General features: G+C 71.0%; 17 protein-coding genes. 8 read left to right on the forward strand and 9 right to left on the reverse strand.

Going from position 1 to position 21,844, the window contains the following annotated elements; translation table 11 throughout:
* Positions 1–48 precede the first annotated feature (48 nt).
* Positions 49–2,391 carry a response regulator gene (locus OXI49_01155; GenBank protein MDE2689095.1) on the forward strand — a complete coding sequence of 781 codons (2,343 nt, stop codon included), beginning with the start codon at positions 49–51 and terminating at the stop codon, positions 2,389–2,391.
* Here the strand turns inward: OXI49_01155 and prmC are convergent, their stop codons facing one another.
* A complete protein-coding gene (gene prmC, locus OXI49_01160; GenBank protein MDE2689096.1) occupies positions 2,392–3,258 on the reverse strand; it encodes a peptide chain release factor N(5)-glutamine methyltransferase in 867 nt (288 codons plus the stop codon).
* 30 nt (positions 3,259–3,288) lie between these two features.
* Entirely contained in the window at positions 3,289–4,374 is a 1,086-nt protein-coding gene (prfA, locus tag OXI49_01165) for a peptide chain release factor 1 (GenBank protein MDE2689097.1), read from the reverse strand.
* A 78-nt stretch (positions 4,375–4,452) separates the two neighbouring features.
* On the opposite strand from prfA, the gene OXI49_01170 reads away from it, so the two are divergent.
* The gene (locus OXI49_01170) at positions 4,453–6,711 is read left to right on the forward strand and encodes a lytic transglycosylase domain-containing protein (protein ID MDE2689098.1); all 2,259 of its coding nucleotides are present in this window, start codon (positions 4,453–4,455) and stop codon (positions 6,709–6,711) included.
* Positions 6,708–7,439 carry a 16S rRNA (cytidine(1402)-2'-O)-methyltransferase gene (gene rsmI, locus OXI49_01175; protein ID MDE2689099.1) on the forward strand — a complete coding sequence of 244 codons (732 nt, stop codon included), beginning with the start codon at positions 6,708–6,710 and terminating at the stop codon, positions 7,437–7,439. Before OXI49_01170 ends, rsmI begins: the two co-directional genes overlap by 4 nt.
* Here the strand turns inward: rsmI and mnmA are convergent.
* Together mnmA and OXI49_01185 are read right to left on the reverse strand one after the other, a co-directional pair.
* Complete coding sequence (gene mnmA, locus OXI49_01180) at positions 7,436–8,527, reverse strand: tRNA 2-thiouridine(34) synthase MnmA (protein MDE2689100.1); 1,092 nt, start codon at positions 8,525–8,527, stop codon at positions 7,436–7,438. The genes rsmI and mnmA overlap by 4 nt on opposite strands.
* On the reverse strand, positions 8,524–9,687 hold the full coding sequence (locus tag OXI49_01185; protein MDE2689101.1) for a cysteine desulfurase family protein: 1,164 nt from the start codon (positions 9,685–9,687) through the stop codon (positions 8,524–8,526). The genes mnmA and OXI49_01185 overlap by 4 nt, the downstream gene beginning before the upstream one ends.
* Positions 9,688–9,753: 66 nt before the next feature.
* On the opposite strand from OXI49_01185, the gene OXI49_01190 reads away from it, so the two are divergent.
* The 4 genes from OXI49_01190 (at position 9,754) to OXI49_01205 (ending at position 16,223) form a co-directional block, all read left to right on the forward strand.
* Positions 9,754–12,324 carry a VWA domain-containing protein gene (locus tag OXI49_01190; GenBank protein MDE2689102.1) on the forward strand — a complete coding sequence of 857 codons (2,571 nt, stop codon included), beginning with the start codon at positions 9,754–9,756 and terminating at the stop codon, positions 12,322–12,324.
* Positions 12,321–14,957: a VWA domain-containing protein gene (locus OXI49_01195; GenBank protein ID MDE2689103.1), complete on the forward strand. Its 2,637-nt coding sequence runs from the start codon at positions 12,321–12,323 to the stop codon at positions 14,955–14,957. The genes OXI49_01190 and OXI49_01195 overlap by 4 nt, the downstream gene beginning before the upstream one ends.
* On the forward strand, positions 14,954–15,562 hold the full coding sequence (locus OXI49_01200) for a Maf family protein (protein ID MDE2689104.1): 609 nt from the start codon (positions 14,954–14,956) through the stop codon (positions 15,560–15,562). Before OXI49_01195 ends, OXI49_01200 begins: the two co-directional genes overlap by 4 nt.
* A gap of 136 nt (positions 15,563–15,698) precedes the next feature.
* On the forward strand, positions 15,699–16,223 hold the full coding sequence (locus OXI49_01205) for a hypothetical protein (protein ID MDE2689105.1): 525 nt from the start codon (positions 15,699–15,701) through the stop codon (positions 16,221–16,223).
* A 155-nt stretch (positions 16,224–16,378) separates the two neighbouring features.
* Here OXI49_01205 and OXI49_01210 read toward each other — a convergent pair whose 3' ends face one another.
* The 3 genes from OXI49_01210 to OXI49_01220 are packed head-to-tail and all read right to left on the reverse strand — an operon-like array spanning position 16,379 to position 18,576.
* Entirely contained in the window at positions 16,379–17,632 is a 1,254-nt protein-coding gene (locus OXI49_01210; GenBank protein MDE2689106.1) for a 2,3-bisphosphoglycerate-independent phosphoglycerate mutase, read from the reverse strand.
* A gap of 11 nt (positions 17,633–17,643) precedes the next feature.
* Positions 17,644–18,060: a hypothetical protein gene (locus tag OXI49_01215; GenBank protein ID MDE2689107.1), complete on the reverse strand. Its 417-nt coding sequence runs from the start codon at positions 18,058–18,060 to the stop codon at positions 17,644–17,646.
* Positions 18,061–18,576: a macro domain-containing protein gene (locus OXI49_01220; protein ID MDE2689108.1), complete on the reverse strand. Its 516-nt coding sequence runs from the start codon at positions 18,574–18,576 to the stop codon at positions 18,061–18,063.
* Between the two features lie 92 nt (positions 18,577–18,668).
* On the opposite strand from OXI49_01220, the gene OXI49_01225 reads away from it, so the two are divergent.
* Complete coding sequence (locus tag OXI49_01225; GenBank protein MDE2689109.1) at positions 18,669–20,012, forward strand: GNAT family N-acetyltransferase; 1,344 nt, start codon at positions 18,669–18,671, stop codon at positions 20,010–20,012.
* On the opposite strand, the gene OXI49_01230 is transcribed toward OXI49_01225, so the two are convergent.
* Both OXI49_01230 and OXI49_01235 read right to left on the reverse strand, forming a co-directional pair.
* Positions 20,009–21,052, reverse strand: coding sequence for a glycosyltransferase family 2 protein (locus OXI49_01230; GenBank protein ID MDE2689110.1), 1,044 nt, complete (start codon positions 21,050–21,052; stop codon positions 20,009–20,011). The genes OXI49_01225 and OXI49_01230 overlap by 4 nt on opposite strands.
* Entirely contained in the window at positions 21,053–21,844 is a 792-nt protein-coding gene (locus OXI49_01235; protein ID MDE2689111.1) for an ABC transporter permease, read from the reverse strand.

Genomic DNA, 21,844 nt, shown 5'->3' on the forward strand with positions numbered 1-21,844 from the left:
TGAACTTCCCGTTCATTTCAGAGACCCTTGCGTTAACCTTCGTGAACCATGGCTCCACCGGACGCGCACGAACGCGAGATCGCGGCGCTCCGCGACCGGACATCGAGGCTCAGCGCCGCCGCGCTGCGGGTCACGGCCAGCCTCGACGAAGCCACCGTCCTTCAGGAGATCGTCGACAGCGCCTGCGAGCTGACGAACGCCCGCTACGGCGTCATCACGACGACCGACGACGCCGGAACGCCCCGCGATTTCGTCTCCTCCGGGTTCACCCCAGAGCAGCACGGCGAGATGGAGGGTTGGCTACCGGAGGGACCGCAGCTCTTCGACCACCTGCGCGATCTCTCCACCCCGCTCAGGCTGGCGGACCTGCCCAGCTACATCCGTTCGCTCGGCTTCTCCGCCGACCTCATGCCGGCGAAGACCTTTCAAGGGACGCCGATGCGCCACCGGGGCGCGTACCTTGGCAGCTTCTTCCTCGGCGACAAGCGGGGCGGACTCGAGTTCTCGGACGAGGACGAGGACGTGCTCGTGCTGTTCGCGTCGCAGGCGGCGACGGCCATCGCCAACGCCCGCACCCATCGCAACGAGCAGCGGTCGCGCGCCAGCGTGGAGGCGCTGGTCGAGACGTCGCCGGTGGGCGTCGTCGTCTTCGATGTCCTGACCGGCGCTCCCACCACGTTCAACCGGGAGGCGAGGCGGCTGGTGGAGCACCTGGCCCCACCCGGGAGGCCCCCGGAGGAACTGATCGAGATCCTCGTCTGCCGGTTCGCCGACGGCCGCGAGATCCCGATGTCCCGCCTGATCCACGAAGCGCCCGCGCTGCGTGCCGAGGAGGTCGTGGTTTCGGTCGCCGACGGTCGCGGCGCCCGGGCGCTGGTCAACGCCACGACGATCCGGTCCGCCGAAGGCGAGCCCGAGTCGATGGTCGTCACGATGCAGGACCTCGCGCACCTCGACGAGATCGAGCGGCTGAGGACCGAGTTCCTGAGCATGGTGAGTCACGAACTGCGCACGCCCCTGACCTCGATCAAGGGTTCGGCCGCCACGGTCCTGGGAGCGTCCGAGGAGCTCGACCGGTCGGAGATGCTGCAGTTCTTCCGGATCGTCGAGGATCAGGCGGACCACATGCGGGGCCTGATCGGCGACCTGCTCGACGTGGGCCGCATCGAAGCCGGCACGCTGTCGGTCGCGCCGCAGCCCGTCGACTTGACCGTCCTGGTCGAACGGGCCAGGAGCGCGTTCGCGAGCGGCGGCGCCCGCCACGCGGTCGGCATCGACCTGCCGCCGGACCTGCCGCGCGTCATGGCCGACGCGCGGCGCGTCGTCCAGGTGCTGAACAACCTGCTGTCGAACGCGGCCAGGCACTCCCCGGAGTCGTCGCCCATCCGGGTCGAGGCGACTCTGGACGGACACCACGTCGCCGTCACGGTCGCGGACGAGGGGAGCGGCGTTCCGCCGCACCTGCTGCCGCACCTGTTCAGCAAGCACGCCGGCGTGGTCGGCGGGGAAGAGAGCGTCGGCGTCGGCCTGGGCCTCGCAATCTGCAAGGGACTCGTGGAAGCCCATGGCGGCCGCATCTCCGCCCGGAGCGGCGGACAGGGTCAGGGGACCCGGATCACCTTCACCATCCCGGCGGTGGAAGAGCCGGGCGACGGCGAGGCGTCCGAAGCCCTCGCCGCGGCGACCTCGGAAGGGGCGCGGCGCGGCGGCGGCCGGCCGCGCGTCCTCGTGCTGGACGACGACCCTCAGGCGCTCCGCTTCGCCCGCGACGCGCTCGCCTCCCGGGGCTACGCGCCGGTGGTCACCGGCGATGCCCGCGAACTGCCCCGTCTGCTCCGGAAGGACCGGCCGGACCTCGTCCTGCTCGACCTGGTGCTGCCCGGAACGGACGGCATCGAACTGCTGCAGCGGCTGCCGGAACTGGCGGATGTGCCCGTCATCTTCATCTCCGCCTACGGCCGCGACGAGACGGTCGCGAGAGCCCTGGAGGCCGGCGCAGAGGACTACATCGTCAAGCCGTTCTCCCCGACGGAGCTCACCGCGAGGGTGGGGGTCGCGCTCCGCAAGCGGCTCGCGCCCGGGCCCTTCGTGCTCGGCAACCTGTCCATCGACCGCGAGCGGCGCCGGGTGACGGTCGACGGAGTTCCGGTGCGGCTGACCGCCACCGAGTACGAACTGCTGCGCGTCCTCTCCGTGAACGCCGGGCACGTCACGACCTACGAAGCCCTCCTGCGCCGGGTTTGGGGCGGCCGGGGCTACGCGCAGCCGCAGCTCGTCCGGGCCTTCGTCAAGAAGCTGCGGACCAAGCTCGGCGACGACTCGAGCGACCCGACCTACATCTTCAACGAGCGCGGCGTCGGCTACCGGATGCCCAAACCGGGTGAGGTCTGACTACAGGCGCCGCAACGTCAGCACACGCGGGATCCCCGCCAGATCGGCGACCATCCACTCGACATCGAAGCCGCCCCCTTTCGCCAGCTCGCGGACCGCGTCGAGCTGGCCCTTGCCGATCTCGAGCAGCAGCCGCTGCCCGGCATGGAGAAAGCCGCCCGCCGCGAACAGGCGCCGGTAGAAGTCCAGACCGTCGCCGGCGAACAGGGCCTCCGGCGGCTCGTGGTCGCGGACTTCCGGCATCAGGGACGGCCACTCGCCGACGTCGATGTAGGGCGGGTTGGAGACGACGACGTCGAAGGCCCCCGGGCGAAGCGCCGACAGGAGGTCGGCGCGGACAAGGCGCACCCGGTCGCCGACGCCGTGGCTGCGGCAGTTCGCCGCAGCCACCGCCAGGGCGCCGGGCGAGAGGTCGGTCGCGACGATCCGGCTGCCTGGCCGCTCCAGCGCCAGGGTGACCGCGATGCAACCGGAGCCGGTGCCCACATCGAGCACGCGGGCGCCGTCGTCGACGCAGTCCAGCGCCGCCTCCACCAGATGCTCCGTCTCCGGCCGCGGGATCAGCACCCGCGGATCGACGGCGAACGTCCGGCCGTGGAACTCGCGCCGGCCCAGCAGGTAGGCGACCGGGATCCGGTCCGCCCGCCGGCGGATCAACTGCCCGTAGCTGAGCGCCGCCGGCTCGGGCACGTCGTCGTCGGCGCGGGCGTAGAGCTGCGCCTCGCCAAGCCCCAGCACCTCGCCCAGGAGCAGCGCCGCCTCCCTGCGCGGCTGTTCGACCGAGCCGGCCAGGTACTCCTGCCCCAGGTCGAGCAGATCGACGATGCGGGCCGCCCCCGGCGGGGGCTTTTTCGGGCCGTCCGGCATCGTGGCGCTGTGGACTAGCCGAAGCGACACTCAGACCGGGTCCACTTCGCCCGTCTGCCGCAGCCGCTCAGCCTCGAAGTGCTGCTGCAGCGGCACGATCAACGGCTCGAGGTCGCCTTCGAGAATCGACGGCAGCTTGTGGACGGACAAGCCGACCCGGTGGTCCGTGACCCGGTTCTGGGGGAAGTTGTAGGTGCGGATCTTCTCCGAGCGGTCGCCGCTGCCGACCATTCGCCGGCGCTCCTCGCCCATCTCGGCGCTCGCCTTCGCCTCCTCGATCTCGAGCAGGCGGCTCTTCAGCACCCGCATCGCCTTCGCCTTGTTCTTGATCTGGCTGCGCTCGTCCTGGCAGGTGACGACGAGGCCGGTCGGCTGGTGGGTCAGCCGGACGGCCGAGTACGTCGTGTTGACGCCCTGGCCGCCGGGGCCGGACGCGCAGTAGGTGTCCACGCGCAGGTCGGAGGGCTCGATCTCGATCTCGATGTCCTCGGCCTCCGGCAGCACCGCGACCGTCACCGCCGACGTGTGGATGCGGCCGGAAGCCTCCGTCTCGGGCACCCGCTGCACGCGGTGCACGCCGGCCTCGTAGCGCAGAGTGGCGAAGGCGCCGCGGCCCTCGACGATCGCCGACACTTCCTTGACGCCGCGGATGCCGGACTCGGAGATGTCGAGGATGTCGACCTTCCAGCCGTGGTCGTCGGCGTAGCGGCTGTACATCCGGAACAGCTCGGCCGCGAACAACGACGCCTCGTCACCGCCGGTGCCGGCGCGGATCTCGAGCACCGCGTTGCGCTTCTCGTTCGGATCCTTGGGCGCCAGCTCCTCCTTCATCGTCGCTTCGATGGACGCCAGAGTCTCCTCCAGCAGGCCCTTCTCCTCGGCCGCCATCTCGTACATGTCGTCCCCGCGCTCGAGCTCACCCAGCAGTTCCGCGGTCTGGTCGAGTTCGTCCCTCGTCTTCTTGTACCGCTGGTAGAGCTCGACCACCGGGTTCAGCTCCGCCAGCGCCCGGCTCGTGTCGCGAAAGAGACCGGGATTGGCGAGCACGTCCGGATCGGCGAGTCTGGCTGCCAGCTCGTCGTACGTCTGCTCAATCTGTTCGAGTTTTCCGAGCATGGCCCGAGATCCTCCAAGCCGTATCCTGCCACGGACCTGCCGGAATGCCGGATTCGGCTCGCCGGGTTATCGTTTCGTATGGCCGCGTCAATCGTGACCGCCTGGACGCTGCCGCTCCTGGCCCTGGCGGTCGCCCAGGATCCGCGCATCCAGCTCGTCGAGTTCCAGGCGGCCGGTCAGGCCGAAGCCGCGCTAGAGGAGACGAAACGGCTTCGCGCCGAAGAACCGGACCTCGCGGCCAGGCACGGCCTCTGCTACCTGGAAGGACACCTGCTGGAAGAGCTCGAGCAGCTCGAGACGGCGTCGGAAGCCTTCGCCACCTGCCTGACCGAAACGCCCGCGCTGGAGCCCTGGGCGCGCTACCGGCTGGCCCTGGGTCAGACGCGGCTCGGCTACCCGGAGATCGCCGCCGGCGTCACCGCCACCCTGCTCGGCGAACAGCCGCCACGCGTACTGGTGCAGCCCGCAGCCGAGCTGCTCGCCACCAGCCTCGACCGCGGCGGCGACTGCCGGCTCCTGCGCGGCATCCCGATGTCGCGCCTGCCGGCGCCGGAACGCCGCCTGCTGACTCTCAGCCGGGCCAAATGCCGCCTCGCGGACGACGACCCGGACGAAGCGGCCGCCGTCCTGACCGGCCTGATCCAGGAACGGGCCAACGACCTGGTGGCCTTCGAGGCCGCCGACCGCCTTCACCGCCTGAGGCCGGCCCTCGAGGACCGCCAGGAGGTGCTGCTGCTCGGCAACACCTTCCACGAACACGGCGTCTTCGACCGCTCGAACGAACTCCTCGGACAGATCGTGGTCGACCTGGAGGTGCAATCGACCTCCGACTTCGAGATCCATTACCGGTGGGCGCGCAGCCACTTCCGGCAGGGTCGCCTGGAAGACGCCGCCCGGCACTACGAGCTGCTGGCTACGAACGTGTCCTCGCCACGCCAATCCGGACAGGCGCTCTACCAGAAGGCGCGGTCGGAGGAACTCTCGGGCGACTGGATTGCCGCGGCCGCCGACTACCGCCGCGCCTACCTGGCCGACCCCCAGGGCAACTTCTCCGTCGCGGCGCTGCTTGGCGCAATGCGCCTGGAGTGGCGCCGCGGGCTGGAGGACGAAGCGCTCGATCTCTACTCGGTGCTGCTCCAGCTCCGCCACGACCGCGCGGTCTCGGCGCGCGCCAGCCTCTTCCTCGCCGCCTCCGACATCGTCCAGGGCCGCACGGACCGCGCCGGCGACTGGCTCAGCGACGCCATCCGCGCCAGCCGTAGCGTCGACTTCGAGGTCCGCTACTGGCGAGGCCGGCTCGACGAAGCCCGCGGGGCGCTCGACCGCGCCATCACCGGCTACGCCGACCTGCTCGCCGCGGACCTCTTCCACCCGCTGGCTCGCGAAGCCGAGAAGCGCCTGGCCGCCGAGCCTCTGAGAGCCTACGTCCAGCCCATCGCCGCCGAGTTCGCAGGGTCGGAGGACCCGGCACGGCTCTATCGCGCCTGGCTGCTCTACGGCCGCCAGGGCGACGAAGCCGAGGCCGCGAGGCAGATCCTCCAGGGCCGGCTGGTCGCCGATCCGGCGGTACGTTCCTTCTTCGGTCTCCGGACCGTACCGCCCGCTGAGTGGCCGCTCTGGGACCGGGCCGCCTCGGCCCCGCAGGAACTGCTGCTCGCCCTCGGCCTGTGGGGCGACGCGGCCGAGGTCGTGGACCGGCACTTCCCGGTGGCGAACCCGCGGTTGGCACTGACCGCGGCCGAGGGACTGGCGAAGACCCGGCCCCGGCGAGCCCTGCTGATCGCGGAGATCCTGGCCCAGAGGGCGCCTCGCCGCGTGCCGGAGCCCCTCTACCCGCTGACCATGCGCCGGGCGCTCTACCCCGACGCCTACGGCGACCTGATCGCCGCCGCCGCCGCGCGCCGCAACCTGGACCCGTTCCTGATCTCCGGGATCATGCGCCAGGAAAGCCGGTTCGACCACCAGGCGGTGTCGGCCGCCTCGGCGCGGGGCCTGATGCAGTTCGTCTATCCCACCGCGGCGCGGCTCGCGGCAAGCGCCGGCCGGTCCCTCTCGACGCCGCGCGAACTCGAGAACCCGGCGCTCGCGGTCGAACTCGGCGCCTCCTACCTGGCCGAGCTCCGCGCGCTGTTCGGCAGCGAGCAGCACGTCATCCTGGCCGCCTACAACGCCGGCGAGGCCCAGGCCGCGCTCTGGCAGCGCCATTGCTACACCACCGGCGCCGACGAGTACTTCACCAAGGTCGGCTTCCGCGAAACCCGGAACTACATCGAGCGCGTCCTGTACAACGTGGCGCAGTACCACGACCTCTACGGGCAGGGCCCCGGCCGCCCGTGAGCGGGGAGGAGCCGGCGACGGCCGCCGGCCAACTGCGCATCGTCGCCACGCCGATCGGCAACCTGGCGGATCTCTCGCCGCGCGCCCGCGAGGCGCTGCTCTCCGCCGACCTCATCGCCTGCGAGGACACGCGCCGCACCGGCCGGCTGTTCCAGAGCCTCGCCGCCGGCCGCGGCGGCTCGGCCCAGCGTCCGCCGCTGCTGCCCCTCCACGACCACAACGAGGACCGGCAGATCGGTCGGGTGCTCGAGCGGCTGGAGCAGGGCGACGCCGTGGCCCTCGTCTCCGACGCCGGCACCCCGCTTGTCTCCGACCCGGGCTACCGGCTAGTGCGGGCCGCGCTGGAGCGAAACCTCCCGGTCGAGGCGCTGCCGGGACCGTCGGCGATCCTGGCCGCCCTCGTCGTCTCCGGCCTGCCGCCCTATCCGTTCACCTTCCTCGGCTTTCCGCCGCCGAAGCAGGGGAAGCGCCGGCGTTTCTTCGAGGCACACGCCGAACTCCCGCACACGGTCGTCTTCTTCGAGTCGCCGCGGCGCGCCGCCGCCTCGCTCGCCGACGCGGCCGCCGTCTTCGGTGAGGCACGCGAGGCGGCCGTGGGTCGCGAACTGACGAAGCTGCACGAAGAGGTGCTGCGCGGCTCGCTCGAGGAGATTGCCGCCCAGGTCGCGGAGCGCGGCAAGCTGCGCGGCGAGGTGACCGTCGTGGTCCGCGGCTGTCGCAGCCGCTAACCGACGATCAGCGGCCGTTCGATCCAGCAGCCGCCTAGCACCTGGGTGCCTCGGTAGAACACCGCCGCCTGGCCGGGTGCGACGCTGGGCTGGGGCTCGCCGAAGCGGACGCGACAGGTGTCGGTGCTGCCGTTCGTGCTGTCGCTCTCGACCGTAGCCGCGACGCCGGGATGGCGTGAACGGATTCGGACCTGGATCCCGACGCCGTCGCCGGGCGGCTCGCCGGCGATCCAGTGCAGGCCGCGGCCGATCAGTCCCGGCGCCAGCAGTTCGTCGCGGTCGCCGACGACGACGCGGTTCGCCTCCGGCTGCACATCGAGCACGTAGAGCCGGCGGCCGGCGGCGACGCCCAGGCCGCGGCGCTGGCCGACGGTGTACCGGTACGTCGGCGCGCCTTCGCCCAACTCCTCGCCGGCGCTCGTCGTCACCCGGGCGGGCACTCGCGGCAACTCTGGTCGCTCGTCCTCGACGAACTCCTGCACGCCCCTGTCGACGAAGCAGATCTCCATGCTCTCGCCCTTCTCGGCGACTGCCAGACCGGCCTCTCGGGCCAGCTCGCGCACCTCGACCTTGCTCAGGTCACCGAGGGGAAACACCGCCCGCGAGAGCTGCTCCTGGGTCAGCTCGAACAGGAAGTAGCTCTGGTCCTTCGACTCGTCGACGGCCGTATGCAGCTCGTACAGCCCGTCGTCGCCGCGGCGGATACGAGCGTAGTGGCCGGTGGCGATGCGACCGGCGCCGAGCCGCCGCGCCCGCTCCCAGAAGGCCTCGAACTTGATCTCCGTGTTGCAGGAGATGCAGGGGCTGGGCGTGCGGCCGGCGACGTAGCTGTCCACGAAGGGGTCGACCACGTGCTGCCGGAACTCGCCGTCCATGCGCAGGGTGTAGTGCGGCAGGCCGATCTGCTGGGCGACCCCGCGGGCGTCGCCGAGGTCGAGCGAGCCGCAGCAGCGGCCGTGGCGGACCTGCTGCGAGCGGTCCCAGAGCAGCATGGAGAGTCCGACGGCCGGCACGCCCTGCCGCTGGAGAAGGAGCGCCGCGACCGACGAGTCGAGGCCGCCGCTCATCGCGACGGCGGTGAGAGTCATCGTGCTGCCGCCGGTTCGGCCGAGAGCGCCCGCAGCGCCTCGACCTCGCGCACCAGCACCGGCAGGAAGCGGTCGATCTCGGCCTCGTCGTTCGACGTGCCCAGGCTGATGCGGATGGACGCGATCGCCTCCTCGGGCGACACTCCCATCGCCAGCAGGGTCCGGCTGGGTTCGACCACGCCGGAGGCGCACGCGGCCCCGGTCGAGACCGCGAAGCCCGCCAGATCGAGGCGGACGACCAGGTCCTCGCCGACCAACCCCGGGAACGCGACGTGGGTCGTGTGCGGCAGCCGCGGCGAGGACGCGCAGTGAAGACGGGTGTCCGGGATCCGGGTCAGGCCGGCCTCCAGGTCGTCGCGCAGGCTGCCCAGGCGCTCGATCCGGTGGTCAAGTTCGCTTGACGCCACGGCGGCACACGCGCCGAAGCCGACCAGGGCCGCCACGTTCTCCGTGCCGGCCCGCCGCTGCCGCTCCTGGCCGCCGCCGAGGATCAGCGGTTCGAAGCCGGCGCCCTCACGGACCCAGAGCGCCGCCGCCCCGACCGGGCCGTTGAACTTGTGCGCCGCCACGACCAGGTAGTCGGCGCCGAGCGAACCCACGTTGACCGCGCGCTTGCCGGCCGCCTGGACCGCGTCGCAGAGCAGCGGCACACCCCGCTCCCGGCAGGCCTCCGCGGCCTCCGCAACCGGCTGCAGCGTGCCGAGTTCGTTGTTCGCCAGCATCAGGCAGGCGAGGCGCGTGTCCGGTCGCAGGGCGGCCGCCACGGCCGCGGCGCCGACCACGCCATCCGCTCCCGGGCGGAGCCGGGTCACCTCGACGCCCGACTTCTCGAGCCGGTCCGCCGCGCGTTGGATCGACGGGTGCTCCAGCTCCGAGATGACCAGGTGACCGCCGGCGCTGTCGTCGAAGATGGACATGAGCACCGCGTTGTTCGCCTCTGTCCCCGAGGCCATGAAGGCGACCTCGGGCGGGCTGCCGCCGATCAGCTCGGCGACCTGCTGCCGCGCCTGCTCCACCGCCGCCCGCGCCGCCCGCCCGAAGGAGTGGACCGAGGACGGGTTGCCGTGCAGGCCGCCCAGCCAGGGCAGCATCGCCTCGGCGACCCGCGGATCGAGCGGGGTCGTCGCGTTGTGGTCGAGGTAGACGGGGGTGGCGGGCATGGGGGGGTGATTCTAAAGCGGTACGCTTGACGATCCAGGCACCACGCCCGCAGCAAGGAACGCCCGTTGCCAAACCGACCTGTACGCCAAGCCCTGGCCCTTGCCCTGGCGGCGGGACTGCTTCTCCCGGCCATCGCGGCAGCCCAGGAGGAACGCAGGGAAACCCGCAAGGAGCGCCGCGAGCGCCAGGCCGCGCTCGCCGCGGCCGAAGAGGCGCTGCCGCTCGAGTTCAAGGAGTTCCTCTCCAACGTCCACTTCCTGATCTCCGACGCCGAGCGCGAGGCCTTCCTCGAAGTCACGCAGGACTACCAGCGGCGGGCGTGGATCGAGCGCTTCTGGCGGATCCGCGACCCGTATCCAGACAGCGTGCGCAACGAGTTCCGGACGCGCTGGGAGGAACGGCTGCTCTACGTCGACCAAGAGTTCGAGGGTCCGCGCTCCGACCGCGCGCGGATGTTCCTGTTCAACGGCGAACCGTCCGGGCGCATCCAGTTCCAGTGCACGATGGTCACCTGGCCGATCGAGATCTGGTTCTACAGCCACAGCGACCGCGTGGGCCACGAGTTCTTCCTGCTCTTCCACCGGCGCGGCAACCAGCAGCGCTACGAACTCTGGCATCCCTCGGACGGCATCGAGCGGTTGCTCGACTTCGGCGTCAACGTGCAGGCAGCGGCCGCCGAGATCCAGAGCTGCGCGAACGGCGACGTGGCCGCCTCCGCCATCAACTGGCTCCTGCGCAGCAACGGCCTCGAGTTCGCCACCCTGATGGCGCGCCTCGACGAGCGGCCCGAGGCGCCGTCGGCGGAGTGGACGCTGACCTTCGAGGCCTACACCACCGACGTTCCGGAGGACGCCGAGCCGCTCGAGGCGACGCTCGACGTGCGCTTCCCGGCCCGCTACCAGGCGCGGACGGTGGTCGAGTCGCTGGTCGAGATCGACCCGGCCTCGGCACACCGCGACACGGTCGGCGGCCAGTCCAGCTACAACTTCTTCCTGACCGGCGAGGTGCTGCGCGGCGAGGACCTCTTCGAGAACTTCCGCTACAAGTTCGACCTGCCCCTGGGCGCCGCCGCCGACGCCGCGCCCCCCGACGATGGCGGCGAACCGCCCATCCTGCTGTCCTTCGAGCGCCGGCTGCGGCCGGGCGACTACCGGCTCGTGCTGAAGATCGAGGACCTGAACGGCGGCCGCTTCGCCCGCCTGGAGCGGCCGCTCGAAGTGCCGTCCCTCGAAGCGCCCGCCACCCGCCAGCTCGACCCGGCGGTGCAGAAGATCATCGACCAGGCGGAAGCGGTGCTCACCAGCGACGTGCCGACGGTGCAGCTCCTCGAACCCCCGGGGGAGCTCCAGACCGGCCTCGTCCGCTTCGACACCCTGGCCACCGGCGACATCGCCGAGATGCGCTTCTGGCTCGACGGCGGCGAAGTCGCCCGCAAGCGCCGGCCGCCCTTCTCCGTCGAACTCGACCTCGGCTCGACGCCCCGGGTCCACGTCCTCCGCGCCACCGCTCACGACGCCGGAGGCACGGAGGTCGCTTCCGACGAAATCTCGCTCAACGCCGGCCGCAACCGTTTCGCGCTCCGCTTCGCCGAACCCCGCGAGGGCGTCCGCTACGAAGACGAGGTCCACGTCGAGATCGACGTCCAGGTGCCGGACGGCAGCCTGGTCGAGCGCCTCGAACTCCACCTGAACGACGAACCGGTCGCCACCCTCTACCAGGAGCCCTGGAGTCAACTCGTCGAACTGCCGCCGGGCGACGCGATCACCTACCTGCGGGCCGCCGCCTACCTCGTCGACGGCAACACGACCGACGCCGTCGTCTACGTGAACGCGCCCGACTACCTGGAGATCGTCGACATCCAGTACGTCGAGCTCTACGCCACCGCGCTCCACCGCTCGGGACGGCCGTACGAGGAGCTGCGCGCCGAGCAGGTGCGGATTCTCGAGGACGGCGCGCCGCAGGAGATCCTCCGCTTCCAACGGGTGACCGACCTGCCCGTTCACCTCCAGGTCATGCTCGACGTCTCCGCCTCCATGGTCAACCGTCTCGGCGTCGCCCGCGAGGCCGCGCTCGACCTGTTCCAGACCGGGATCACGCCCCGCGACCGGGCGGCGCTCGTCACCTTCAACGACCACCCGTATCTCGCCTCGGACTTCACGAACGACATCGGCAAGCTGGCCGGCTCGCTGGCGGGGCTCAAGGCCGAGCGCGGCACCGCCCTCTACGACGCCATCGTCTTCGGCCTCTACTACCTGAACGGCATCAAGGGCCAGCGCGCCCTGCTGCTGCTCTCCGACGGCAAGGACGAGAGCAGCCGCTTCAGCTTCGACCAGGCGCTCGAGTACGCCCAGCGCTCCGGCGTCGCCGTCTACGCGATCGGCCTAGGCAAGCAGCCCGGGCCAGCCAGACGCGCCCTCTCCCGGCTCGCCGCCCAGACCGGCGGCAGCGCCTTCTTCATCGGCCAAGTCGCCGAACTCGCCGGCGTCTACGACCAGATCCTCGGCGAGCTGCGCTCCCGCTACCTGATCACCTACCAGTCGACCAACACCAGCGGCAACCGCCGCTTCCGGGAGATCGAAGCCGACGCCACCGCGCCCGGCGTGTCGATCCGTACGCTGAAGGGCTACTACCCGTGAGGTGGGAAAGGTGCCGGCCTGCTCTCTTCTGCCTCCTCACCGTCACCACGGCAGCCGCAGCCCAGGACACCACCCTCGACCGCCGCCACGCCGATTTCCTCGACTCCGTCGACCCGATCCTCTCCGACACGGAGCGCCGGGTGTTCGGCGAGCTCCGGCACGCCTACCAGCGCGACGCCTTCGTCCAGCGCTTCTGGGCCGTCCGCGACCCCTACCCCGAGACGCCGCAAAACGAGTTCCGCGAGCGTTTCGAACAGGCCGTCGAGACGGCCGGGGAACGCTTCGGCGATGCCCGGGACGACCGTTTCGAGTCGCTCCTGCTGCACGGCGAGCCGCTGCGCACCTTCCGCACGACCTGCGAGCTGCTGCGCACTCTCGAGGTCTGGCACTACCCGCACAGCCCGGCCGTGCGCGGCGAGTTCTACCTCATCTTCCTTCGCCAGGGCGGCGGCTTCCGCCTGTGGACCGCCGCCGACGGACTCTCCTCCCTGCTCGCCTTCGCCTCGACGTCGACCAACCGCGACGCCCTGATCCGCGAGATCAACGTCCGCTGCTCGCGCGGCGGCGACCTGCTGAGCGCGTTCGGCCTGGCGCTCGACTGGCAGGCGATGGGCGCCGAGGCGCCGGACCCCGGCCGGGCGAACGACGAGTGGGCGCTCGCCTTCCTGGACCGCAGCACGGAAACGCCCGACGGCGCGGAAGCACTGCCGGCCGAGATCACCCTCCGCTACCCTGGCCGCCGCGGCAACCGCACCGTGGTGCAGGCGATCGTCGGGATCGACCCGGACGATCTGCCGAAGCCGGGCGACGAAGCGCGGCGCTTCGTGCTCGACGGCGAGGTGCTGCGCCAGGGCGAACTGTTCGAGAGCTTCCGCTACCGCTTCGAGCCGCCGGTGCGAGCGGGCGGCGGGGAGGCGTCGATCCCGCTCGTCACGCAGCGTTACCTGCGGCCGGGGCCTTACCGGCTGGTCGTCAAGGTGCGGGAGCTGGGGGCTGACCGGTTCTTCGGCGGTAGCGCCGAGATCGAGGTGCCGCTGGTGGCGAGAAGTACCGCCGAAGACCTCCACTGGGTGCGCGGGTCTTCTGACCCGCCCACGGCCGGAGCCGCGGAGCGGCGCAGGCCGGAGAACGCAGCCGCCGGCGAAGCCGGCGACAGCTCTCCGCCGCCTGCGGCGGCAGCGGGTCAGAAGACCCGCGCACCCAGTGGGTCCCATACCCCCATCCCCGACTGGCTCGCCGAAGCCAACGCCGTCAGCCCCCGCTTCATCGACTCGCAGGACGACCACACCGTCCGGATCCACCCCCTGCCGGAGCGCCTGATCACGGGCCGGGTCCGGATCGGCGCCGCCGCCGACGGGCCGGACATCCACCACCTGGCCTTCTCGCTCGACGGACGTGAACTGATCAGCAAGCGGCGGCCGCCCTACCAGGTCGAGATCGACGTCGGCACCGCGCCCCGGGCCCACGCCCTGCGCGTCGACGCCTACGACGGCCAGGGCGGCGTCCTGGCGACGGACGAGGTGATGATCAACTCGGGGCCGCACCGCTTCGCGGTCCGCCTCACCTCGCCCCAGCGCGGCGCCACCCACACCAGCAGCGTGCGCGCGGTGGCCGAGGTGGAAGCGCCCCGCCACGAGCGGCTCGACCGGGTCGAGTTCTTCCTGAACGACACCCGCACGGCCACCCTCTACCAGCCGCCGTTCGAGCAGCCGATCGGCATCGATCCGGCCGAACCGCTCTCCTACGTGCGCGCGGTCGCCTACCTCGAGACGGGCGCCTGGGCCGAGGACCTGGTCTTCGTCAACTCCCGCAACCTGGTCGAGGAAGTCGAAGTCGCCCTGATCGAGCTCTACGTCTCCGTCACCGACCGTTCCGGCGAGCCGGTGCGCGGTTTCGGCAACGAGGACTTCGAGGTCTTCGTCGACGGCGAGCCCCAGCAGCTCCAGCGGTTCGACAACGCCGCCAACCAGCCCATCCACGCCGGCATCCTGTTCGACACCTCGCTATCGATGGATCACCGGCTGGACGCGGCCGAGGAAGCGGCGCTCCACTTCTTCGAACTCGTCCTCGGCCCGCACGACCGCGCCGCCCTCATCACCTTCAACGACCGGCCCGAACTGGCTGTCGGCTTCACCGGTTCCAGGGAGACGCTGGCCGGCGGCCTCGCCGACCTCGTGGCGGAAGGCGAGACCGCGCTCTACGACAGCATCCTCTACTCCCTCTACTACTTCGGCGGACTGCGCGGGAAGCGGGCGCTCATCCTGCTCACCGACGGCGGAGATTCCAGCAGCGAGTACCGCTTCGACGACGTGCTGGAGTTCGCCCGCCGCTCCCAGGTGGCGATCTACAGCATCGGCATCGACATCGACCAGCGCGAGCTCATGTTCCGCGGCCGGCTGCAGCAGCTCTGCAAGGAAACCGGCGGCCGCTGCTTCTTCATCACCGGGGCGTCCGAGCTGCCGCGGGTCTACGAGAGGATCGAGACCGAGGTCCGTTCCCAGTATCTGCTCGTGTTCGAGTCGCCGGAAGGCGACCGCGACGCCTTCCGCAAGGTCGAGGTGAAGCTGAGGGATCCGCGCGCCCGCGGCCGGCGCGGCCTGAAGGTCCAGACGATCCCCGGGTACTTCCAGTGAGCGGAGAGCCGCGGCCCGGCCGTCTCGTGCTGGCCTCGGCCTCGCCGCGGCGGCGGGAGCTTCTCGAGTCCCTCGACCTCGACTTCACCGTGCGCCCGGCGACGGTCGACGAAACGCCCTACGCCGGTGAGCGGCCCCGCGACCTCGTTCGCCGGCTCGCCCGGGAGAAGGCCGAAGCCGGCGCCCGCGACGGCGAGTGGGTGCTGGCCGCCGACACGATCGTCGTCGAAGACGGCGCCATCCTCGGCAAGCCGGCCGACCGCGACGAGGCCCGGAGAATGCTCGAGCGCCTCCAGGGCCGCTGGCACCTCGTGCTGACCGGCACGGCCCTCCGCCCGCCCGCGGGCGACACCCTCCACGCGGTCGAGAGCACCCGCGTCCTGTTCGCCGAACTGACCCCCGAGCAGGTCGACTGGTACGCCGCCACCGGCGAGCCCGACGACAAGGCCGGCGCCTACGCCATCCAGGGCCTCGGCAGCCTGTTCATCCTCGAGATCGACGGCAACTACAGCAACGTCGTGGGACTGCCCCTGCCGACCGTGCGGCAGTTGTTCGAGGGGGCGGGGAGTGATGTGAGAGCGTTTCGGCGGCCAGATTGCGTCTAGATCCCTATGAGGGTCAAGACTCCCGTGAGTGACTGCGCCGAGCATCGGCGACCGTCCCTGTCGACATCCCCGCTGTTAGCATCATTAGTGACGACAGGCTTGCCTCAACGGATTCCACGGCCCCACGGAGAGCACCATGACAACCGGAGAACAGGTCAGTGACTCGCGGCGGAACGAGGCGTGGTTCGACTACCTTGAGGCGGTTCGGCTGGAGCGCTACTACTACAAGCTCTACGACCGCTACCAGATGTGGAGGCAGGCAATCCGATTCCTCATCTTTCTGTCTGTCTCGGGCAACGTCGTCGGTGCCTTGCAAGGGGCGCCCTCCTGGATCATCTGGAGCGTGAGCACGGTTGCCGCGATCCTGCTGGCCGTCGACTTCCTGGGGGACCATGCCCGAAAGGCCGCCAGTTCCTTCGCCATCAGCCAGGCTTGCGCGACGCTCTGCAACGACTACAGCCGTCTGTGGCAACAGATCAATGAACGGGAGATCGACGAACTGCAGGTCGTCTCCAGACTCGAGGAACTGGCCGAGAGCGTTCGGAGGACGACCGGCCGAGCCGGCGACGTCGATCTGCGAACCAACGAGCGGCTGAACGAGCGGTCCACCGTGGAAGCCAACCAGCTCCTCGAGAGCCGCTATGTCGTCCAGGGAGCATAGTGACGGTCGCGAGCACCCCAGCGAGATCCGAACCGCTTCCTCCGGAAAGCCACCGCGACCGCCGAAGATCAAGCCTGTGAAGCCTCCGCCGCCGGCGGCGAAGAAGAAGTAGCTTCCCTCTTCGGAGATAGTCGCCGGCTAACGTCGGCGGCTGGCTACGCACCGAACTTGGCCAGTTTGCCCGCGTTCGCCAGCAGCAGGCCCATCAGGTCGCTCGCCGGGATTGTGCCGATCGCGCCGCGGCTCGCTTCGGCCTCGGTGAACCGCGAGCACTCGTCGACGAAGCAGTTCTCCGACCGCAGGAGCAGCGGCACGGGGTGCCAACTGTGGGCCTTCATCGGAGCGGGCGTCGAGTGGTCGCCGGTGATCGCCAGCACGTCGGGGCCCAGGTCGAGTAGCCGGGGCAACAAGGCGTCGACCGCTTCGATCGCGCCGACCTTCGCCGCGAGATCACCGTCCTCGCCTGCCATGTCCGTGCCCTTGACGTGGAGGAAGAAGTAGTCGAAGTCGGACCAGCGCTCTTCCAGCCGGTCCAGCACGTCGCCGAAGCTCCCGCCGCAGTCGACGATCTCCATGCCACAGACCTTCGCCACGCCGCGGTAGAGCGGGTAGCCGGCCAGGGCCGCCGCCCGCAGCCGGTAGAGCTCGCCGACGCCGGGCAGCACCGGCAGCTTCGAGAAGCCCCGGAGCAGGAAGGTGTTGGCCTGCTCCTCGTCCTGGAGTTCCGCCTGGAGCGCCGCGACCGTCGGGGCGATGCGATCCGCCGTCCGCCGGGCCGACTCGCCGGCGCCGTCGGCCGCCTGGACTGGCAGCGCGGCCACGCCGAGCCGCTGCGGGTCCGTGTCAACCAGACCCGGATCGAGCGGCGGCGTCCCGGCGGCGGCTCGGAACAGGAGGACGAACCGGTAGGCCTCGCCGGGATGGACCTCGACCTCGATACCGTCGCCGAGCGCGTCACCCGCCGCTTCGATCCTGCCGGCGAGCCGGGCGCAGAGCCGCTCTCCCTCCGCCGTCGGAATCCGCCCGGCACGCCGGTCCGTCAGCAGACCCTCCCCGTCGACCGTGGCGAAGTTGCCTCTCGCCACGACCGCGTCGGGCGCTATGTCGAGCCCGAGGCCCAGCGCCTCGAGCACGCCGCGGCCGATGTCCACCTCCGGCGAGGTCGGTTCGTAGCCGAACAGGGCGAGGTGGCCCGGCCCGCTGCCCGGCGTGATGCCAGTGCCGGCCGGAACGAGCCGGCCCAGCGCCGACCGGGCCGCCAGCCGGTCGAGGTTGGGCGTTCGCGCCTCGTCCAGGGCGGTCCGCGGCTGAGCGTCCGTCCGCAGGTCGCCGACGCCGTCGAGCACCAGCAGCACGATCCGGCGCCCGTTGCGCTGCGCCAGCCGGCTCAGGAGTTTCTGCCGCCCCATGGCAGCCCCCGTCACGCGACGAAGTACGCCGACGCGCGGACCTGCAGCCGCGCCCGCGGCTGGAAGCCGCCGCCGTGCAGCCGGAACGCCGAATCCCCGGACAGCACCGGCAGGACGATCCAGCCGTCGAAGCTCTCGCCCCGGTTGTAGGGCGAAACGACGGGCTCCAGTTCAGCCAGCCGCGTCCAGTGGCCGTTCTCCATGAAGTTCGCCCGCAACTCCAGGTAGGCCTTGTCGAGATCGATGTTCTTGCCTTCCCGCGGGTGCCACACCGAGACGACGAAGCGCATCTCGTCGTAGCGCTGGGTGTCCACGCGCTCGCCGTCCAGGTGCTTGAGCGCGTAGACGAACGCGCCCTTGCTGTCCGTGGCGAAGATCTCCGGCGTGGCCTCGAAGGTCACGTGGAGCGGCTGGGTGTTCTGGCTCAATCAGCGGAAGCCGCGGCGCAGCTCGTTGCGGAACGTCTGGAAGTTCTTCTCGCCGTGGAGGCAGACGACGACGCGCTCCAGCTTCGTGCCGCCCTGGAGGTACCGGTGCACCTCGGTCAGCAGGATGCGGGCGCAGCGGTCGACCGGATAGCCGAAGATGCCCGTGGAGATCGCGGGGATCGCGATCGTCCGCTGGCCGTTGCGGTCGGCCAGGGCCAGCGACGCGCGCACCGCGGCGGCGAGCTTGCGGTCCTCGTCGCCCTCGCCCATCCGCGGGCCGACGGCGTGGATCACCTGCCTGGCCTTCAGCGTGCCCGCGCCGGTCATCACCGCGGTGCCGACCGGCGTGCCGCCGATCCGGTTGCACTCGTCCTGGATCGAGGTGCCGCCCTTCTCGCGGACGGCGCCGGCGACGCCACCGCCGAGCTGCAACTCCTCGTTCGCCGGATTGACGATCGCGTCGACCTTCAGTTCCGTGATGTCGCCCTCGATCAGCTCGAGCAGCGTGTCGTTCATTCTGACGGCCACTACCTACTCCCCAACAGCCAAAGCTCGGACAAGTCGCGGGATTCTATCGCAGTCGTGAGGAGCGCGTGTAGCGTCGGGGCGTGGGAGCAACAGCGGAGACGGCCTGGCATCGTTCCCTGGACCGCTTGCGCGCCGGCGGGGCGCCCGAGGACGATCTCGAGCGAGCCGTCGCCGGCGTCCTGCCGCGGGGCGACATCTCCGCCGTGCCGGAGGACGCCGCGCGCCTCGTCCTCGGTTCGCAATCGATCGACGACGCGGAGGCCCTGCCGGACGAGGCGCTCATCGGCTGGGCGGACGGCGGCGATGGCGATGTCGACGCGCCCGGCGGCGTCCACAGCTACGACCGGCTGGTCCTCGACCTGCTCGAGGCGGGGTTCCGGATCGTCCAGGAGCGGGCGGGCGGCGAGTCGCCCCCGTTTCGCGTCCTGCGCGCCCGGCGGGACGGTTATCGCATTCGCAGCTACCGGCCGGGCGATGAACTCGCGATCCTCGAGCTGTTCCGGGACAGTTTCGGCGAAAACCTGCGCCTGGACCGCTGGCGGTGGAGGTACCTCGACAACCCGCGCGGCGGCCCACGCATCTCGCTCGCGTTCGCGCCCGACGGCCAGCTCGTCTGCCAGTACTGCGCGTACCCCGTACGCTGGCGCGGCCTTCCCCCATCGGCCCCTGTCGAGGGTCACCAGGTCGGCGACACGATGACCCACCGCAGCGCCCGCGGCGTGGGCCGCGGGCCGACCAGCATCCTCGCGCGCACTTCGCGGCACTTCTACCTGGTCCACTGCAACGGCCGGGTCGCGTTCAACTACGGCTTCAACACGGGCAACATCACGAAGTTCTCCACCCGCTACGTGGGCGCCCACGTCGTGGAGGACGCTCCCTACCGCGTACTGCCGAAGGAAGCGCGGCTCGGCGGCCGCCAGCGGTTCGGGCGCGGCTACGAGTTGCGCCGAATCGCCAGGCACTCCGAGGTCGGTACGGAGTTCGACGCCCTGTTCGACCGGGTCGCCGACCGCTACGGCCTGCTGGTGGAGCGATCCGTCGAGTACCTGCGCTGGCGCTACCTGGACTGCCCCGATGACGGCCTGGAGCTGGTCGCCGCCTACCGCCGCGGCCGCCTGGCGGGCTGGGCGGCGGCCAGGCGCCTGCCGGACGGGGTGGAGTTGGGCGATGCTCTGATAGACCCCCGGGAGCGCCCGGCGTTGCGATCCCTCGTGGCCGAGGTCCGGGAGGCCGGCCTGCCGCTCGCCGGCTGGTTCAGCGAGAGACCGTCGTGGTGGTCGAGAGAGATCGACAGGCTCGGCTTTGTCCGGCGGCCCGAACCCCAGGGCCTGGTGACCATCATGGTGCCCTTCGTTTGTGGGGACGCGGTCGAACGGCTGCGGGCGACGGGCTACTACACGAAGGCCGACGGGGACCTGTTCTAGCTCACCAGCCACCCCCCCAGGTCGCGGCAGTTCCCATCCGTCACGCGCACCCAGAGGTCCGACCTGGCGCCGCCGACCACGTCCTCCGGGATCTCGAATCCCGCCGCCTCACCGGCCGCGACGCGGCATCCCGTCGCCGGCGCGCCCAGCGGCAGCGGGGTCACCTCGACCCAGACCTCGTCGCCGGTGGCCCCGCCGGCGAGCGGGGCCACCTCCTCGAACCGCCGCGGCACCCGCTCCAGCCGGCGCAGCAGCGCCGCGAACCACGCCCCGTAGCGGCGTCGCCGGAAACGCGCCGCCGACTCCTCGAACCACGACTGGGCGCGCGGTTCCCGCTTCGCGCTCTGGTCGTAGGCGTGGACGCAGCGCGCCGCGGGCGCCAGCACCGCCCGAACGCCGGCGCTCCGCGCCCGCAACAGCCACTCCGTCTCCTCGAAGTAGAGCCGAAAGCCCTCGTCGAACCTCCCCACCCGCCGCCAGCCGTCCCGCGTCACCGCCAGGCAGGCACCGGTCAGCTCGTAGCAGGTGACGGGCGCCTCGGCCCCCCAGAAGGCCCGGGCGCGGCGGCGCCAGCGGCGGCGGAATGAACGGCCCCAGGCCGGCGAGCGCTCCGCCCACGCCGCGTCCAGTTCCGCCAGCCGCGTCCGGAGCGCCTGCGGGGGCAGCATCAGCCTGCAGCCTTCGTCCCAGAACAGGCGCGGCCCAGCGACGTCGGCGCCGCCCAGCGCGTCGAGCAGGGCGCGCAGGCAACCGGCCTCGACCGCCACGTCGGCGTTCATCAGCAGCAGCACGTCTCCCGTCGCGTGCTCCACGCCGAGGTTGATGCCGGCTGCGTAGCCCAGGTTCTCGCCCGGGCGGAGCACCTGAGCTTCCAGACCGTCCGGCGCCCCCTCCCCGGTCGCCGACGCGCCCGCGGCGCCGTTGTCGACGACGATCACCTCGAGCGAAATCGCCGACATCCGCGCGTCCTCGTGGAGCGCCGCCACCGCGGCTTCGAGCAGCCAGGGTGTTCGATAGTGGACGACGACCGCGGAGATCACTCAGATCTCGTCGGCGAGGCCATGCTTCAGGCGGGCGAACAACGCGCCGCCGAAGACCACCGCGGCGATCGTGACCGCGAGCAGCGGCGCCAGGCTCAGCGGAACTCCGCCGCCCAGGAACGCGGCCCGGTAGAGGTAGACCAGGCCGGTCAGGGGGTTCCACTCCACGAACCACCTGTAGTCAGCCGGAACGAGATGCACCGAGTAGATGATCGGCGTCAAGAAGAACCAGGCGTTCAGCACGAGGCCGGCGGCCTGCGCGGTGTCGCGGAAGTAGGCGTTCGCCGCCGCCAGGCCCAGGCCAAGTCCGAACGCCAGCGACGCCTGCAGCGGCACCGCGACGAGCAGCAGCGGCAGACTTTGCACGGAGAGCTCGCCGATCACGGCCAGGATCACGATGAACGCCACCACGCCGACCGAGGCGTGCAGCAACGCGCCGATCACGAGCGACGCCACCAGCAACTCGGCCGGCAACCGCATCTTCTTGACCAGGTCCGCGTTGTCCGTGATTGCCGAAGCCGAACGGCTGACCCCTTCGTGAAGCGCAATCCACGGCAGCAGGCCGCAGAACAGGAAGACCGCGAAGTTCTGCGTCCGCTCGCCGTCGAGCGAGAACCGCAGCAGGAACGAGAACACGTAGGTGAACAGCAGGAGCTGCCACAGCGGGTTCAGCAGCGACCAGACCAGCCCCAGCGCCGAACCCGCGTAGCGCGACCGGAGGTTGCGGACGACCAACTCGCGGAGCAGAAACAGGTGCTGCCTGCGGCGGCTGACACTGGACGCGATCGTCAC

This window comes from Acidobacteriota bacterium (genome assembly GCA_028875725.1).
In the GTDB taxonomy this organism is placed as follows: Bacteria; Acidobacteriota; Thermoanaerobaculia; order Multivoradales; family Multivoraceae; genus Multivorans.